Consider the following 14,716-nt stretch of genomic DNA (forward strand, 5'->3'; position numbering starts at 1 on the left):
CATGTCGTCCTGCGCGGTGAAGGCGGTGAAGAAACCGCAGCCTCTCAAGCGCAAGCCCGCGCCCTCGCCAGGATGCTCGATCTCGGGCTTCTCGTCCTTCGAGGCGGGGACGCCGATCGAGACGGTGCTCGGCCGCCGGCCGATCGTGGAGATAGCGATCGGCGATCTGGTCGCGGCGCGCGACGGCTTCACCGGGGAGGTGGGCTGGCGTCCGGTGCGCGAGCTGTTCCGCCGCACGGCGCCGAGCATCGTTCATCTGACGCTCGACGGGCCGGATGGACGACGCGAGACGCTCAATGCGACGAGCGAGCATCCGTTCTTCGTGGCGGACAAGGGCTGGGTAGAGGTGCGTCGGCTCGAACGAGGCGACCGCATCGTCTCCGAGCGCAAAGCGACGCTCGCTGTGGCGGATGTGTCACTGGAAGAGCGTTCGACGCTCGTCTATAATTTCGAGGTCGCTCAGGACCATAATTATTTCGTCGGAGACGAGGGCGCAGAAGCGCATAATGCGCCAAGATGGTTCTGGAAAAATGTGTTGAACAACACGAAACACCCAATTCTATAAAGGGGTGGATTCAAACGGAACTAGCGAGAACGAAAGGGGATTGGTCACGAATAAGAAACCCGCCCGGAATGGATTGTGGTCACTACCCTTCGAACAGAGGCGCCCATGACCCGCGGTCACGCCTTGAGTGGGCCGCCGATAATAGAGCGCGTCCAGGCCTTACCGGAAGGAACCCGCTATGGCGATAGATCGCAGACATTCGAATCGCGTTCTCAGCGCAGCGGGCTTGGACGGCGAGCGTCTTGCCCAGGCGATTTCCTCCGGCAAAATAGTTTTCTCTGAGCCGGCAGAGCCTAGTTCAAAAGAATTCGTTGCCTTGATCAACTTAGCTAACGCTGAGCGGCGAAGCGAGAAATTTACTGGCGGAATGCTAAGATTTGGAAAAGTTTTGGCTTTAGAAAAGAACGACACATTAATAGAGTTCCAAATTGAAGATGAGCGAGGCAAAATTCGTAGTGCCGTTCCATTCTGGCCGGCTGAAAAATATGCAGCATACGCAAGAGACGCCCTCGGATTGACAGCTAACATACGCGAACTCGATATTCTGGAATATATTTTTAGTGTCTTAGCTGTTGATTTGCCTGCCAACAAACTGTTTGCAGCGAGGTTTTGGCTTCCAAGCAAGCGTACCGTAGTCGATCCTCCGCGAATCCTTGCAAAGAAACACCTTGAAAGTATCGCGTGGTATTACAAGGTTGAGAGCGATCCGTTGGCGTCGAAAATGTCCGATGAAGAATATCGTATCGCTCTCAAGGACGCTTACCATCGGCCGATGAAGTGCGGCCCCAAAGGTAAGCTGCCTTGACAGCGCCCCTGTTCCGCGAAGACGCTTCCCCAACGGGCTCGAAACCGATCTCTCCTTCGAGGCGCAGACGGGGCCGCTCGCGAGAGCCGCGCGCATCGGCCGACGCCGGCCGGCAATCCCTTCCTGAAATTCGACCACGCCTATGATCTGCGCGGCAATCTCTCCGCCCTCGCCGAGCTCTCGGGAACCAAGACCTTCTCCTATGACGCCGTCGAGCGTCTGACCGGTGCGAATTTGGTCGCTCCGCCGCAGCAGATCGAGAGCTATTCCTACGATCCGGAAGGCAATCGCATCGCCTCGCACATTTCGGCGAGCTACGCCGTCGACGCTGCCGACCGCGTGTTGGAGAACGCCGACAATCGCTACGATTGGAGCGCCGACGGCCAGCTTTTGAAGCGCACGCCCAAGAATGGCGGCGTCGCCTGGAGCTTCGTCAGTTCCTACCGCGCCCGAACCAACCAGATGCGGCTCGACGCCGCTCTCGGCTCCGACGGGACGACCATCGGCTTGGTCTACGACCCGTTCGGGCGTCTCGTGTCGCCGCAATGGCCGGCTCCGCGCGGCAATGAGGAGCTCTATTACGACGGTCCCGACGTCGTGCTGGCGCGGCGCCGTCTCGACAGCGGCGACCAATGGGTTCGCTATGTCCATGGGCCGTTGGACGATCAGCCGCTGGCGACGGAAGTCTATGCGCAGGGCGCGGCGCCGACGCCGGGAACGGGGTCGCAATTCTACTACCACGCCGATGGCGAAGGCTCGATCCGCTTGATCACCAACGCCGGCTCCACCGTCTTCAACCGCTACGACTATGACAGCTTCGGTCGGCGGCTGGCGGTGGTGGAGAGCCTTCCCCTGCAGCCCTATGGCTGGAAGGGGCGGGAATGGATCGCCGGCCCGGATATTTACTACAACCGTGCGCGCTTCTACGATCCGGCGCTCGGGCGCTTCCTCGCCGAGGATCCGCTCGGCTATGGCGGCGCCGATTCCAACCTCTACAGCTTCGCCTGGAACAATCCGAAGAATTGGAGCGATCCGAGCGGGCTGAGCGCCGCGGCGGAAGAGGGGACGATCGATTCGGCGACCGCTGGCGCGATCCTCGGCGACGGCATTGTGACTACGGCGGAGGGGACCACCGCGCTGACGACGGGCGCGGATGCGGCGTCGGTCGCCGCGCGCAGCGGCAGCGCGGTGCAGAAGATCGGCGCGCGCATCGCCTGCACCTTCTTCGTGCTGGCGGACGCGCTCTCCTTCGCCAACGACCCGTCGCTGGTCGGCGCCTATGACCTCGTGACCGACATGTCGTCCTGCGCGGTGAAGGCGGTGAAGAAGCCGCGTCCGCCCTCGCGCAAATCGTCGCCGTCTCCGGGTTGCTCGATTTCGGGCTTCTCGTCCTTGTGTGTTCCGTGTAACTCCCGCAAAGGAGCGAGGTGAGCGATGAGTGAGCACTCAGCTGAGAAAAGAGCGAGGGTCGACGGACAACGAGCTTGTTTGGTTTGCCGTCACGTGCTGACAGGAGAACGTCCGGTGCTCATAATCTCTTGTGGCGGCGGTGATTTTCAGGCTTTATGCGACCGTGATGACCATGATTTCGACTTATCAGAACCCCCATCGAGAATTGAGGATGCAACAGTACTTCATATCTCCCATATCCTTGAAATGGACTGTTCTGTGGAAGAGATATTTCAGTTGCCGATTGATTGGGCCGCAAGGAGATCGTCAAGACAAGACCGCTGGGTATGGTTCTATAGTCCTGACATAGAGGACAAGGACACGAATGCATAACTGCACGGCATAAGCATCGCCTCCCACGTCTCGGCAAGCTACGCCGTCGACAACGCCGACCGCGTGCTGGAGAACGCCAACAATCGCTACGAATGGAGCTCCGACGGCCAGCTGACCAAGCGCACGCCGAAGAATGGGGGCGTCGCCTGGAGCTTCGTCAGCTCCTTCCGCGCCCGCACGAACCAGATGCGGCTCGACGCCGCTTTCGGCTCCGACGGGACCACCATCGGCGTCTCGACGGCGGCGACCAATGGATCGAACCGGGCGCAGGGGGCACCCTCACCGATGCAGTAAGGTGCTGACCTCGCCGGCGCGCGCGTTACGGGCACATTGCTCGCCTTGACGCCGATCTCGGCGAAATGCACCGGAGCGAGCCGAGCGGCGTCGGCCGGGGAGGGGGCGTCGCCGGAAGCGTTCAAACTCTCTCGGCTGGTCCGGGCCACGCGGCCCCAGGCACCGGAAATGGCGCCGATCGCCCGGAATACCGCGGCCGCCGCCATATTTCCGATAAGCCAACCTTATCGGACACAAATAACGGAAGACAGGTGCTGCGCATTTTCCTCGCAATCTGGTGACAGAGCGCCGCTCTGGTCTACGATTCCGTCATGCCGCGAATCGCCGAGCGCGCGCCTGCCGACCCCGAACACGCCGCCGCGCCTGTGCCGACGCGCGGTCGGCGCGCGACCTCGGCGCGATCGAACCGCGCCTCGAACTCTGTAGAATTAAACGCTTTTCCAGGATGGGCGCGCCAGCCCGACGCCACCGTCGCCCCTGCGGCTGCGACCTTCGCTGCCGGTGCCGCCCTCGCGCTCTTCGATCGGATGTTGCGCGCCGGCCCCGACGGCGTCGAGCCGCCCTATGCCGGCGTCATGCACCAGCGCCTCGCGCTCAAAGCCGCCGCGAGCTGCGCGCGGCTGGCCCGGCTGCGCGAAGACTAGAAAGCGTTGCGCAACGCCGAGCATCTTTCCGCCCCGGGTGCGGATCGCTTGATTGCTTCGATCGAGGCCAGTTTGCTGAGCAGTGCTGGGGCAAAGTCACGGCATTCCTTTGGAAGTTGACGGCCCAACAAATGTCTCCTATATGAGACACATGCTCGAAATTCGCCAGACGCTCATTTTTCAGGAATGGCGCGGGTCTCTGAAGGACGGGCGCGCGCGAGCAGCGATAGCGAAACGAATGATCCGCATCCAGGCGGGCAATTTCGGAGACGCCAAATATCTCGGCGACGGCCTCAGCGAGCTGCGCTTCGACCTGGGGCCGGGATACCGGGTCTACTTTCACCGACGCGGCGACATCGTGGTGATATTGCTTTGCGGCGGCGACAAGAAAACACAAGCGGCCGACATCGAAAAAGCCAAAGCCATGATCCCAGAACTGGAGTGACGCCCATGACGATCAAAACGATTCCTTACGATCCGGCGGATGATCTCACCGACGAGCAAGACCAGGTCGAATTGCTGGCGGAAGCCTTTGCGTCCGGCGACCAGAAATTCATTGCGGCGGCTCTCGGCGCCGTCGCGCGCGCGCGCGGCATGTCGATGATCGCCGAAAAGGCCGGCGTCACCCGGCCGGCGCTCTACAAAGCTCTTAGCGAGGCCGGCGACCCGCAACTCTCAACCTTGCTCGGCGTCGTTCACGCCCTCGGGCTGAGACTGGCGGTGGAGCCTCTGGCCCATTCCGCTGAATAAGCACCCTTGTCCCGCAAGCTTGCGAAAGTCCACGCTCTAATGCGGATCATACGTTGGGCACTTACCGTCTTGCCATAAACAGACGTCGGTCAGCGGCGCGATCGAGCGATATCCCGATAGTGTCCCGCACGGCGGACCGTTCGCCCCTCTGCCAGTCTCATTGTAACGAAGAAAATCCTATCGCCCTGATCTCGCCAACCGCTCTCAAAATCGAACTTTCAATTGCGATAGATTTTAATAAACGACCGTTTAAAAACGCAGCCGAAGACCGAAGTTGGCCGCCGCCACATACTGGTGAGCAGGAGAAAGGCCAGAAAAACAGCCGTTTTCGTCGATTTGCGGGCCGAAAGCTCGCCTACGGAGACCTTCCGAGCCTTGCTTTCCGCAGTCGCGGCACCGCATTTCGATCCGTTCAGTGAAAGAGAAAAAAGTCTCATATGTCACTCAAGCTATATTCTAGATAACTTGCTAATTGTCTTGATTCACGCAGAATTAAAATGGGATTTGTTCTTCCCGCCTCCGTTGCATTCGAGCGCCTGCAAGCGCCATTCGAGAGCGCGTCGGACGCCCTCGCGCGTTTCGACGAGCGGCTTCGCTCCATTCCCGTTTCCGAAGTGTTCGTTCTCCGCGCGCATTTCCATGACGCCTGCGCCGCCTTGTGGCGCGCGGGCGAATTCGTGCGCCTCGAGGACCTCGTCCTTCATGACGCGGAGACGGATGCCCATACTCCGACGCACCAACTCGAGGAGGCATGCCGTTCTGCTCGCGCGCCGTCGCATCACCGATCGCGAACCGGCATGGGCGTTGACGACCGACGGGCCTCGCCGATTTGCGCGGTGCTTGGAGACCGCACGGCGCGGTGTGTGAGCCAACCACCGGTTCGCGCACAATGGGCAAAGACGCGACGGATGGGGAGCTGGATGAGGACGACGGCGAGACGATCCGCACTGCGAATTCCGACGCAATCCGGCCAGGGATTCCGATTTGATCCCGGCCGGCGTTCCGATTTGAAGTCGGCCACCGTTCCGAACTGAAGCCGGCCACCGGGAGGCCCTTCCGGTCCTCTTTTCGTCTGCTGCCCACAGGTCAGCAACTGCGGCATTCCGCTTCGTCGAGATCGACGAGGAGAACGGGATGCCGGCGAAGAGAGAACTCACGATGCGACAACTTCGGCAGATGCTGCGGCTCGCCCATGAGGGGGTGAGCGCGCGGGAGATCGGGCGGCGGCTCGGCGTGGCGCGCAGCACGGTGCAGGATTATTTGAAGCGAACGGCGGCGGCGGGGCTGATCTGGCCGCTGCCGGAAGAGACCAGTGACGACGCGCTGGAGCAGCGGCTGTTCGCGCGCCCCGGCTTCAAGACGGGCCAACGACGCCGGGTCGAGCCGGACTGGGCGGAGCTGGCGCGGGAGATGAAGCGCCCCGGGGTCAATCTGATGATCCTGTGGGAGGAATATCGGGACGCCAACCCCGAGGGCTATGGCTACAGCCGGTTCTGCGATCTTTTTCGTGGCTTCGAGCGGCGGCTGACGCCGGTGATGCGGCAGCATCACGTCGCCGGCGACAAGGTCTTCGTCGATTATTCCGGCAAGCGGATCGGGATCGTGAACCCGGTGACCGGCGAGATCCGTGAGGCGGAGATTTTCGTCGCCGTGCTCGGCGCCTCCAATCTCACCTACGCCGAGGCGAGCTGGACGCAGAAGCTGGCGGATTGGACCGGCGCGCATGTGCGCATGTTCCGCTTTTTCGGCGGGACGCCGCGGCTGCTGGTTCCCGATAATCTCAAGAGCGGCGTCAATAAGTCCTCTTTCTACGACCCCGAGATCAATCGGACCTATGGCGCGCTGACGTCGCATTACGACGTCGGCGTGCTGCCGACGCGCCCGCGAAAGCCGCGCGACAAGGCCAAGGTCGAAGCCGGGGTGAGATTCGCGCAGTTCTACATTCTGGGGCGCCTGCGGCGGCAGACCTTCTTCTCGCTCGCCGAATGCAACGCCGCTATCGCGCGCGCCATGGAGACGATGAACGGCCGGCCGATGCGCAAGCTGGGGATCAGCCGCAGAGAGCTGTTCGAGAAAATAGAGCGCGACGCCCTCGGCCCCTTGCCCGCGACGGATTGGGAGTTCGCCGAGTGGAAGCGGGCGCGCGTCAGTATCGATTATCACATCGAGGTCGAGAGCTTCTTCTACTCGGTTCCGCACGCCCTCATCCACGCCGAGGTCGACGTGCGCGTCACCGAGCGGATGATCGAGATTTTTCACCGCGGTCAGCGCGTCGGCCTGCACGAGCGCCGCTACATGGGCGCCCGGCACGGCACGGCCCCGGAACACATGCCGAGCGCGCACCGGCGTTACGCCGCCTGGACGCCGGATCGCTTCCGCCGCTGGGCGGCGACGATCGGGCCGCACACCGAGGGGCTCATCATCGCCGTGCTCGCCGCGCGGCGTCATCCCGAGCAGGGCTTTCGGACCTGCCTCGGGCTGCTGAAGCTCTATCTGTTGATTTCCACTGAGAGCTGACCCAGGCAGCACGGGTTTTTCCACCGAGAACTGACCCATGTTCGAACCTTTCCCCCTCGACCGTCGCGGGGGACCTGGGAGTGATCGACATGGAGTTATTGAGCGTCATCCGACGCTGGCGATATCGGCAGGAGTTCTCGATCCGCGAGATTGCGCGACGCACGGGGCTGTCGCGCAATACGGTGCGCAAGTACCTGCGCTCGGACAGCATCGAGCCGCAGTTCGCCACGCCCGATCGACCGAGCCGGCTCGACCCGTTCGCCGACAAGCTGGCGCATATGCTGCGTCAGGAGGCCGCAAAATCGCGCAAGCAGAAGCGGACGGTCAAGCAGTTGCACGCGGATCTGGTCGCCCTCGGCTACGACGGCTCCTACAATCGCGTGGCGGCCTTCGCGCGGGAGTGGAAGGCGGCGCGGCATCGGGAGCAGCAGACCTGCGGGCGCGGCGCGTTCGTGCCGCTGACGTTTCTGCCCGGCGAGGCGTTCCAGTTCGACTGGTCGGAGGATTGGGCGATCATCGCGGGCGAGCGGACGAAGTTGCAGGTCGCCCAGTTCAAGCTCTCCTACAGCCGCGCATTCTTCCTCCGCGCCTACCCGCAACAGACGCATGAGATGCTGTTCGACGCCCACAACCACGCCTTCCGCGTGCTGGGCGGCGTGCCCCGGCGAGGCGTCTACGACAACATGCGCACCGCGATCGACAAGGTCGGGCGCGGCAAAGAACGCCAGGTCAACGCCCGCTTCGCCGCCATGGTCAGCCATTTCCTGTTCGAGGCCGCATTCTGCAATCCGGCCTCTGGCTGGGAAAAGGGGCAAATCGAGAAGAACGTTCAGGATGCGCGTCACCGCCTCTGGCAGCCGATCCCGAGCTTTCCGTCGCTGGCGGCGCTCAACGACTGGCTGGAGGCGCGATGCCGCGAGCTGTGGGCCGAGATTGGCCACAGCGCGCAGCCGGGGACGATCGCGGAGGCGTAAGGCTCCGCCGAAGGCCGTCTGGCGATCGGTGCTGACGTTGGCGATAGTCGCGCGCGTGGCGCGGGGATCGTGTCCACTATCGATGATGGACACTATCTCTGATGATCGAGGCGGATGAAGACGGTGCGGCGGGTTTCAAGGGCCGGCGTCGCAATTGGAAGAAGGACGAGAAGCGCCGCATTGTCGCGGAGAGCTTGGAGGAAGGCGCGTCGGTGGCGGAAGTCGCACGGCGCTATGGCCTGAACGCGAATCTTCTGTTCACCTGGCGTCGGAGGTTCGCCGCCGGCGATAGCGGCGAGCCGCCAGCGATCTTGCCGGTAACGATCACGTCGACTCCCGCCATGGCGCTCTCGTCGGCGCCCGATACCATCGGCCGGATGGAGATCACGCTTTCCACGGGCGAGAGAATCATGGTCAGCGCGGATGTCGACGCCTCGGCCTTGGCGCGTGTGGTCAAGGCGTTGCGGCGATGATCCCGGTCTCGGCGGACGCGCGGGTCTGGCTCGTCACCGGCCATACCGACATGCGCAAGGGCTATGCGAGCCTGGCGCTGATCGTTCAGGAGACGTTGCGCCGCAATCCCAATGGCGGACATTTATTCGTCTTTCGTGGGCGCCGCGGCGATCTGGCAAAAATTCTCTGGCATGATGGCCAGGGCCAATGCCTATTCGTGAACGATCTGCATTCATACTACACCTCTTCCAGCTTCAGCTGATCGTTTATGCCGCGCTGGTGTTTTGTGCGCGGGCAGCGGCTCGGTCAACGAGACGGTTCCATCGGCTGCATTGTTTTTGCGGTACGTCTTTGTCGGGAATTTCGTAGAGGCAATAGTGCCCGTTGTAGGAATGCCCGGTGACGAGGCCATGTTTGACCCAGCTCGTGAGGGTGGTCTCGTGGATATTCAGACGCGCCGCGGCTTCCTTCTTGGTCAGCATTCCCCGCTCTCTCAGTCGGTCGTAACGGGGACGCAGTTTGTATTCGTGAACGAGATAGGCAACCCGTTTGGGGGTGAAGCGGGCGTCGTGGCGCCCTCGGCGCGCAGCCTCGCCCGGGCGATACCCTTGCTGGTTGAGGAGTTCGGCGATCTCGGAATAGACGTGGTCGTCGAGCAGCTTGTCGACCAGTTCGACGATGCCGGGCTGTGTCTTGATCTGCTGGGCGGACGATTTCGGGCTCGAGGTCGTGAGCGTCTGGATTTTGCCGCCCTTGAACCGAACATGAACCTTGGTGGTTCCTTCCGCCTGTAGCTTGACTGTTATTCGGCGTGCAAGTTTGACCCCCATACGAGGGGAATCGGCGTTGAAAATTGACCCCCTCTGGTGAAGTCCGGACAGTCCGCCCGTTTTGGTTGAAACGGCGGGTGGTGGGGGATGTTGATTGTGGAGACGATCGGACGAATCCGTCGCGAACATTTCGTCAAGGGCAAGACGATCAAGGAGATCGCTCGCGATCTGGGCATTTCACGGAACACGGTCCGCAAGGCGCTGCGGTCGGAGGCAACGTCCTTCGCTTACGAGCGCGACAATCAGCCGTTTCCCAAGCTCGGGCCTTGGTCGGACAAGCTCGATGAGGTTCTCGCGGAGAACGAGAAGAAGGCGCCGCGCGAGCGGCTAACCCTGATCCGTATTTTCGAAGATCTGAGCGGCCTGGGCTACGCGGGCGGCTATGACGCTGTGCGTCGCTACTCGCGCAAATGGCGCAGCGAGCAAGGCGCGGCGACGGCGGCCGCCTATGTGCCGTTGAGCTTCGAGCCGGGCGAAGCCTACCAGTTCGACTGGAGCCACGAGATCGTTGTGCTCGACGGCGTGACGACGACCGTGAAGGTGGCGCACATGCGTCTGTGCCACAGCCGCATGCCTTTCGTTCGCGCCTATCCGCGTGAGACGCAGGAGATGGTTTTCGACGCGCATGATCGCGCCTTTACCTTCTTCAGGGGCGCCTGCACGCGCGGCATCTACGACAATATGAAGACGGCGGTGGAGACGATCTTCGTCGGCAAGGAGCGCAAGTTCAATCGTCGCTTCGCGCAAATGTGCAGCCATCATCTCGTCGAGCCGGTCGCCTGCACGCCAGCGTCCGGCTGGGAGAAAGGCCAGGTCGAAAATCAAGTCGGCCTGGCGCGGGAGCGGTTCTTCACGCCGCGCCTGCGGTTCAAGACCTACGACGATATGAACGCCTGGCTTCTCGATAAATGCGTCACCTACGCCAAGGCTCATCCGCATCCGGAAATCGCGGACAAGACGGTCTGGGAGGCATTCGAAGAAGAGCGCCCGAAGCTCGTTCCGCTGCGCGGGCGGTTCGACGGATTCCACGAGCTGACCGCGTCGGTGTCGAAGACTTGCCTCGTGCGCTTCGACAACAATAAATACTCGGTCAATGCGAGCGCCGTCGGCGCCCCGGTCGAGATCCACGCCTACGCCGACCGCATCGTCTTCCGCCAAAAAGGGCGGGTGGTCGCCGAACATGCTCGGGCCTTCGGGCGCGGCGCGACGATCTTCGATCCCTGGCATTATGTGCCAGTTCTCGCGCGCAAGCCCGGCGCGCTACGGAACGGCGCGCCGTTCAAGGACTGGGTGTTGCCGGGAGCGATCGAGCGCGTGCGGCGCAAGCTCGCCGGCAGCAATGATGGCGATCGACAGATGGTCAAGGTTCTGGCCGCCGTCGTCGAGGACGGATTGACCGCGGTGGAAGCCGCCTGCGCGGAGGCGCTCGGCCAAGGCGTCCATTCCGCCGACGTCATTCTCAACATTCTCGCCCGCCGGCGCGAGCCGCCGCCCCCGCCGACGATCCCGACGCCCGAGTCGTTGATGCTGCTGCACATGCCGCTCGCCGACTGCGCCCGCTATGATCAATTGAGGAGAACAGGCTGATGGAACGCACCAAGCTCTTCGATCTCATGGGAGAGCTCAAGCTCTTCGGCATGAGGAACGCCTATGACGAGGTGATGTCGAGTGGCATAAAGAGGCAGCATGAGCCGCCACGCATCGTCGGCGATCTTCTCGAGGCGGAAATCGCCGAAAAGCACGCGCGCTCCATCAAATATCAGATGACGATCGCCAAATTGCCGCTGGCGAAGGACTTCGACGGCTTCCAGTTCAACGGTACGCCGATCAATGAAGGGTTGGTGCGCGATCTCTCGAACGGCGGCTTCCTCGACCAACAACGTAATTGTGTTTTCGTCGGTGGAACCGGTACGGGGAAGAGCCATCTTTCGATAGCGATTGCAAGAAATTGCATTCGCGCTGGAAAACGCGGCCGCTTCTTCAACACCGTCGAACTCGTCACCAGGCTCGAGACCGAAGCGCGAGGAGGTCGTCAGGGACGCTTCGCGGAATATCTCACGAGAATGGACTTCATCATACTCGACGAGCTCGGCTACTTGCCCTTCGCGCAATCTGGCGGACAATTGCTCTTCCATCTGATCAGCCGGCTCTACGAACGCACCTCTATCATCATCACTACCAATCTCGCATTCGGCGAATGGCCGAGCGTGTTCGGCGACGCGAAAATGACCAGCGCGCTGCTCGATCGCCTCACCCACCATTGCGACATCGTCGAGACCGGCAACGAAAGCTGGCGCTTCAAGAACCGCGCCTGACGCTTCCCGATCACATCGCGAACCGAAACGCACTCGCCCCGGCTGCGCAACCCCGCCAGCTCCGCCGGGGCGAGCGCTCGCGTTCCGCCCTACGCCAAAAGGGGGTCAATTTTGAACGCCGATCGGGGGTCAATTTTCGATGCCGATTGACAATCGCCGGCGCGATCGGCGTCGGCGGCGCTGCAGAAAACGGATCCCGGGTGTCAGGAGCCATCTTGGCTTGAGAATATCCGAATCCGAATCCAAAAAGCCATCGAACGTGATAATATTGACCAATAATATTCTCACGTTTGACGGCTTCCCACGTCGCTTTGGCCGGAAAACTGGGCCGTGTCGTGCGTCGCCGTTCGCAATTCTATAGAAATGTTGGAACAGCAAATTCTCAAATTAGCTGGCTTCGGCAAGCGATATTATCGAATTAAATGGATATTCTCAAGCATCATGGCTTTAGTTAACTCGTTGATTTCCCTTAAAACGTATTCTCACGCCAAAATGGCTCCTGACACCGTGAGATCGCATGGAAGGCGCAGGTCCGCTTGTGCGGGCGATACCGTCGCATGCTGGCGCGCGGCAAGAAGGCGCCGATCGTGATCACCGCCATCGCGCGCGAGCTCGTCGGCTTCATGTGGGCGATCGCGCGACAAGTCGAACCGAAGACCATCGGCGCGTAACGCGTACACAAGGACATCGAGGCAGCGGCCAGGGCGTCGGCGCCGGTCAAGGGATCCTCCGTCAAGTTTAGGAGCGGCACGACCGATCTCCGCGGGTCGGACCGAGGCCCCCCTACGACGAAAGCTCCGTATGCGGTATCCAACCCGCGAATGAGAAACGGCTCAACCGTCGAAATCACGCCGGCGTCCTGACCTCTGCCTCGCCGAATATGTTCACCCTCGCCTCATAGGAGTGCGGGGTGGATCGCGCACGCAGATTCCGCTTGAAAAAGGTCATAAGATCTTGTTAGCCAATGCGACGACCGCCACCATGCGCGGCTCGCGCCCGAGAATGCGGCCCAGCCAATGGTCGGGCAGCACGCCCTTGCGGACAATCCAGCGGATCCGGCTCATGGTGCCGACAATCAGCAGCTTTCGAATGTTATGTTGCAGCATTTTGCTGACTGAGCCCAACCGCGTTTTTCCGCCGGCCGAATGCTGGCGCGGCACGAGGCCGAGCCAGGCGGCGAAATTCCTGCCGCTGAAAAAAGCGCGCAGATCGAGCGCGAAGGCGAGGACCGCGCCCGTCGTGATGGGACCGACGCCGGGAACCGTGCATAGACGGTGCATCTCGACGGTCCCGAACTCCGCCAGGTGCCCGCGCAGCGAATTTATCAATTGCGTTCGCTGTCTGAAGAAACACTGATGCGTCCGTAGGGCGACTGCCCGCGCCTGATACTCAGCACTCTTGACCGCCACGCAATGCATATTCGGTCGCAGAGCCGCCTCGGCGATGGCCGCTGCATCTGCGGCATCGTTCTTCTGGCGCTTGACGAAGGGCTTCACGTAAATTGGAGGGATGAGGCGCAACTCATGGCCGAGGCCTTGCGCTACGCGACCCCAATAATGGCTCGTGTCGCAGGCTTCCATCGCGACGATGCGGGGCGTCTGCCCAGGCAAGAGCTGCTCAAGTTTCGAACGCGAAACTGTGCGAACGAATAGAACCACCCCGCCGCGAGCTATTCCGCAGACCTGAAAGCTGCGCTTCGCCAAATCAATCGCCGAGACATGGACCTCCGCCATAATGACCTCCTTCGTCGCGCCTCCCATCCGGGCGCCCTCCGACTTCATACGACGCCGGCCGAAGGGGGCATCCACCCCACCAGTTCACCTCCTTGTATTCAGTGGATTTTCACCACCTTCGCCTTGCTCATCTTGCCCGGCGCTCCAACGATCTTCACCGCCACCATATCAGCGAGCGGATAGACGGTACGCTGCCTCATAAGCCTGAAGTCCCCACTGTGTGCGCCACAACGTCTGCATCGTCTTGACGTCAACGAGAGCCGCGTAAATCTCTCTCTTCGAGAACGGAGCTCGGCGCGCCAAAGCCAAGCGCCAGAAAGGTCCGCTCCCCTCCAGCTTGCACGCCTCTATCAAGCCTTTGACTGATGGGCCGGCGACCTCAAGCTCGGCCGCAAGTTGCTCGATCACGCTGCGCGGCGACAGCGACTTGCCGATCATGTGTTCCAGCAAGCGCGCCACCTGCTCGATTTGGGGCAATTTGCCGGCGAGCCGGTCATACGTGGGCGACGATGAAGGGGAGCGGACCGAGCTCGGGCCATTGATCCGGATCGATCTGAATCGCGTGAATGAGCCCGAATTTTGCCCAAGCCTCCGAACTGTCAAGCGTCACGTCGGGAGAGAAGTAAATCAACAATGGCGGTAAAAGGGAGAGACTCGATATCATCGACTGCCAATATCTCTGCGCCTGCTCGTCAGGCGGGCAGCCGAATACCGCAAAATGGGCAGCGGTGAATGGCTCATACGTGGACGAAGCGACCACTTCCTCTCTCTTCACGACCGCCGCCTCCAGGCTTTGCCTGCGCGCCCGAAGATACAGAACGGCTCCCGTACGAACGAGACCAATTCTCCAGTGGCGGTTGCCGTGCCGCTTGCGCTCATTTCGTAATCTTCCCATATACCGAGTGGCCACCCCGTTTCACCTACAAAGCCCGTCCTCGTCGACCCACAAAGCGCCCGACGTTTGGATATGCTCAGCCCCGTCGACGTGAGCGACTATGAAAATATTGCTGGCCCAACCCTCCATAACTTGCCAAATAGCAAGTTGAATGCAAAC

Annotated in this window: 14 protein-coding genes and 3 pseudogenes; 14 read left to right on the forward strand and 3 right to left on the reverse strand. The window is 61.5% G+C overall.

Annotated features, from left to right (window positions below; genetic code table 11):
- Position 1: 1 nt before the first annotated feature.
- The 11 genes and pseudogenes from K369_RS04620 (at position 2) to tnpB (ending at position 9,046) form a co-directional block, all read left to right on the forward strand.
- Entirely contained in the window at positions 2–565 is a 564-nt protein-coding gene (locus K369_RS04620; protein ID WP_245278097.1) for a polymorphic toxin-type HINT domain-containing protein, read from the forward strand.
- 178 nt (positions 566–743) lie between these two features.
- Positions 744–1,370 (forward strand): hypothetical protein, encoded by a 627-nt coding sequence (locus K369_RS26095; protein WP_156967711.1) that lies wholly within the window; start codon positions 744–746, stop codon positions 1,368–1,370.
- Positions 1,371–1,604: 234 nt separating this feature from the next.
- Positions 1,605–2,801, forward strand: coding sequence for an RHS repeat-associated core domain-containing protein (locus K369_RS04625; protein WP_036288427.1), 1,197 nt, complete (start codon positions 1,605–1,607; stop codon positions 2,799–2,801).
- A gap of 414 nt (positions 2,802–3,215) precedes the next feature.
- Positions 3,216–3,446 (forward strand): hypothetical protein, encoded by a 231-nt coding sequence (locus K369_RS04630; RefSeq protein WP_036288431.1) that lies wholly within the window; start codon positions 3,216–3,218, stop codon positions 3,444–3,446.
- 311 nt (positions 3,447–3,757) lie between these two features.
- A complete protein-coding gene (locus K369_RS24470; protein ID WP_051949032.1) occupies positions 3,758–4,090 on the forward strand; it encodes a DUF1403 family protein in 333 nt (110 codons plus the stop codon).
- Positions 4,091–4,241: 151 nt separating this feature from the next.
- A complete protein-coding gene (locus K369_RS04640) occupies positions 4,242–4,535 on the forward strand; it encodes a type II toxin-antitoxin system RelE/ParE family toxin (protein WP_026597665.1) in 294 nt (97 codons plus the stop codon).
- A gap of 5 nt (positions 4,536–4,540) precedes the next feature.
- Positions 4,541–4,840 (forward strand): addiction module antidote protein, encoded by a 300-nt coding sequence (locus K369_RS04645; protein WP_036288505.1) that lies wholly within the window; start codon positions 4,541–4,543, stop codon positions 4,838–4,840.
- Positions 4,841–5,974: 1,134 nt separating this feature from the next.
- The gene (gene istA, locus K369_RS04655; protein WP_371033292.1) at positions 5,975–7,357 is read left to right on the forward strand and encodes an IS21 family transposase; all 1,383 of its coding nucleotides are present in this window, start codon (positions 5,975–5,977) and stop codon (positions 7,355–7,357) included.
- A gap of 89 nt (positions 7,358–7,446) precedes the next feature.
- Positions 7,447–8,325: pseudogene (gene istA / locus K369_RS04660) on the forward strand (IS21 family transposase); the annotation flags it as partial.
- Positions 8,326–8,432: 107 nt separating this feature from the next.
- Complete coding sequence (locus K369_RS27905; protein WP_051949034.1) at positions 8,433–8,804, forward strand: transposase; 372 nt, start codon at positions 8,433–8,435, stop codon at positions 8,802–8,804.
- Positions 8,801–9,046: an IS66 family insertion sequence element accessory protein TnpB gene (gene tnpB, locus K369_RS04670; RefSeq protein ID WP_084570480.1), complete on the forward strand. Its 246-nt coding sequence runs from the start codon at positions 8,801–8,803 to the stop codon at positions 9,044–9,046. The genes K369_RS27905 and tnpB overlap by 4 nt, the downstream gene beginning before the upstream one ends.
- A 4-nt stretch (positions 9,047–9,050) precedes the next feature.
- Here the strand turns inward: tnpB and K369_RS25255 are convergent, their stop codons facing one another.
- Entirely contained in the window at positions 9,051–9,614 is a 564-nt protein-coding gene (locus tag K369_RS25255; RefSeq protein ID WP_198033027.1) for a hypothetical protein, read from the reverse strand.
- A gap of 87 nt (positions 9,615–9,701) precedes the next feature.
- On the opposite strand from K369_RS25255, the pseudogene istA (K369_RS04680) reads away from it, so the two are divergent.
- The 3 genes and pseudogenes from istA (K369_RS04680) to K369_RS26100 all read left to right on the forward strand — a co-directional run.
- Positions 9,702–11,268: pseudogene (gene istA, locus K369_RS04680) on the forward strand (IS21 family transposase).
- Positions 11,201–11,929: an IS21-like element helper ATPase IstB gene (istB, locus tag K369_RS04685; protein ID WP_024882319.1), complete on the forward strand. Its 729-nt coding sequence runs from the start codon at positions 11,201–11,203 to the stop codon at positions 11,927–11,929. Before istA (K369_RS04680) ends, istB begins: the two are co-directional and overlap by 68 nt.
- 506 nt (positions 11,930–12,435) lie before the next feature.
- Positions 12,436–12,600 (forward strand): annotated as a pseudogene (locus tag K369_RS26100) (IS110 family transposase); the annotation flags it as partial.
- A gap of 273 nt (positions 12,601–12,873) precedes the next feature.
- On the opposite strand, the gene K369_RS04690 reads toward K369_RS26100, so the two are convergent.
- Both K369_RS04690 and K369_RS26105 read right to left on the reverse strand, forming a co-directional pair.
- A complete protein-coding gene (locus tag K369_RS04690; protein ID WP_036286211.1) occupies positions 12,874–13,662 on the reverse strand; it encodes an IS110 family transposase in 789 nt (262 codons plus the stop codon).
- A gap of 493 nt (positions 13,663–14,155) precedes the next feature.
- The gene (locus K369_RS26105) at positions 14,156–14,437 is read right to left on the reverse strand and encodes a hypothetical protein (RefSeq protein ID WP_156967712.1); all 282 of its coding nucleotides are present in this window, start codon (positions 14,435–14,437) and stop codon (positions 14,156–14,158) included.
- Positions 14,438–14,716: the final 279 nt, after the last annotated feature.

Source organism: Methylosinus sp. PW1, assembly GCF_000745215.1.
In the GTDB taxonomy this organism is placed as follows: Bacteria; Pseudomonadota; Alphaproteobacteria; order Rhizobiales; family Beijerinckiaceae; genus Methylosinus.

What these genes read in the sequence shown, in the direction of transcription:
- K369_RS04690 (WP_036286211.1), bottom strand. Translation starts at nt 13,662, where the DNA reads ATGGCGGAGGTCCATGTCTCGGCGATTGATTTGGCGAAGCGCAGCTTT.
- istA (WP_371033292.1), top strand. Translation starts at nt 5,975, where the DNA reads ATGCCGGCGAAGAGAGAACTCACGATGCGACAACTTCGGCAGATGCTG.
- K369_RS27905 (WP_051949034.1), top strand. Translation starts at nt 8,433, where the DNA reads ATGATCGAGGCGGATGAAGACGGTGCGGCGGGTTTCAAGGGCCGGCGT.
- istB (WP_024882319.1), top strand. Translation starts at nt 11,201, where the DNA reads ATGGAACGCACCAAGCTCTTCGATCTCATGGGAGAGCTCAAGCTCTTC.
- K369_RS24470 (WP_051949032.1), top strand. Translation starts at nt 3,758, where the DNA reads ATGCCGCGAATCGCCGAGCGCGCGCCTGCCGACCCCGAACACGCCGCC.
- K369_RS04640 (WP_026597665.1), top strand. Translation starts at nt 4,242, where the DNA reads ATGCTCGAAATTCGCCAGACGCTCATTTTTCAGGAATGGCGCGGGTCT.
- K369_RS04645 (WP_036288505.1), top strand. Translation starts at nt 4,541, where the DNA reads ATGACGATCAAAACGATTCCTTACGATCCGGCGGATGATCTCACCGAC.
- K369_RS26095 (WP_156967711.1), top strand. Translation starts at nt 744, where the DNA reads ATGGCGATAGATCGCAGACATTCGAATCGCGTTCTCAGCGCAGCGGGC.
- tnpB (WP_084570480.1), top strand. Translation starts at nt 8,801, where the DNA reads ATGATCCCGGTCTCGGCGGACGCGCGGGTCTGGCTCGTCACCGGCCAT.
- K369_RS04620 (WP_245278097.1), top strand. Translation starts at nt 2, where the DNA reads ATGTCGTCCTGCGCGGTGAAGGCGGTGAAGAAACCGCAGCCTCTCAAG.
- K369_RS25255 (WP_198033027.1), bottom strand. Translation starts at nt 9,614, where the DNA reads ATGGGGGTCAAACTTGCACGCCGAATAACAGTCAAGCTACAGGCGGAA.